This window comes from Bradyrhizobium sp. HKCCYLS3070, from assembly GCF_051167575.1.
In the GTDB taxonomy this organism is placed as follows: domain Bacteria; phylum Pseudomonadota; class Alphaproteobacteria; order Rhizobiales; family Xanthobacteraceae; genus Bradyrhizobium.
Map to the genome: position 1 here is coordinate 225,001 of NZ_JBNPTI010000011.1, position 1,172 is coordinate 226,172.

Annotated in this window: 2 tRNA genes and 1 rRNA gene; all 3 read right to left on the reverse strand. The window is 59.0% G+C overall.

Annotated features, from left to right (window positions below):
* Nucleotides 1-354: 354 nt before the first annotated feature.
* Nucleotides 355-430 (reverse strand) — tRNA-Ala (locus ACQR03_RS27185).
* 156 nt (nucleotides 431-586) lie between these two features.
* Nucleotides 587-663, reverse strand: a tRNA-Ile gene (locus tag ACQR03_RS27190).
* A 233-nt stretch (nucleotides 664-896) separates the two neighbouring features.
* Nucleotides 897-1,172, reverse strand: a 16S ribosomal RNA gene (locus ACQR03_RS27195); the annotation flags it as partial.

Consider the following 1,172-nt stretch of genomic DNA (forward strand, 5'->3'; position numbering starts at 1 on the left):
GCGGTCAAGCGTCGCCAACAGAGTCATTTACAACAGACAGGATGCTTCACAGCTTCCAGCCTGCGCCGAAATGACCCGGAGATAGTGAAGTGTCGGTGCAAAGTCGAAACGCGGACCGCTTGCGCGGTGACGCTCCATTGCACGACCCAACTCGGATCGATCTCCTCTTCACGATGTCAGATAACACGCAGCCTTCTGTAATCCCGGTGAGGACCAGAAGATGCGAAGTGTTGTCTCGCGGACGAATTGTGTGTCGGTCAGGCGCAAAGTCCGCCTCCGCTCTTACGAGCTCCGGCGCGACAGCCTTCGCGATCAGATGGCTTGCCGAGCCGAAGCGCCGGATGGCGCGAAGGCTGGTGGAGCCTGTCGGGATCGAACCGACGACCTCATGCTTGCAAAGCACGCGCTCTCCCAGCTGAGCTAAGGCCCCATAACCGGAAAGACGAATGCAATGAGCGCGATCGTCGAGACGATAATCAGCCGAAGCTCGCGTTGACCAGTCCGCCTTCGCCCAATTGGGCTACGGCGCGACAGCCTTCGCGCATCTTCTGGCTTGCCGAGCCGTAGCGCCGGCAGGCGCGAAGGCTGGTGGGCCTGGGAAGACTTGAACTTCCGACCTCACGCTTATCAAGCGCGCGCTCTAACCAACTGAGCTACAAGCCCTAACGCTCGAAGCTCGTCGCCACCCTGCCCGCGAGGGCAAATGCAGCAACCGCGCAGCCCCAGGCAGCGTGTTCGTCCGCGAAGAAAGAGAAACGAAGACGGCGAAATCCCGCCAATGGAGCTCACGCAAGACCTGGCGGTCTCGGTGGCCCCTGATGTTTCTAAAACAGCTCGATAGCTGATCAACCCGAAGGTCGATCGATCCGAAGATCATGCTGAAGAGCCATCCTTAGAAAGGAGGTGATCCAGCCGCAGGTTCCCCTACGGCTACCTTGTTACGACTTCACCCCAGTCGCTGACCCTACCGTGGTCGGCTGCCTCCATTGCTGGTTAGCGCACCGCCTTCAGGTAAAGCCAACTCCCATGGTGTGACGGGCGGTGTGTACAAGGCCCGGGAACGTATTCACCGTGGCGTGCTGATCCACGATTACTAGCGATTCCAACTTCATGGGCTCGAGTTGCAGAGCCCAATCCGAACTGAGACGGCTTTTTGAGATTTGCGAAGGGTT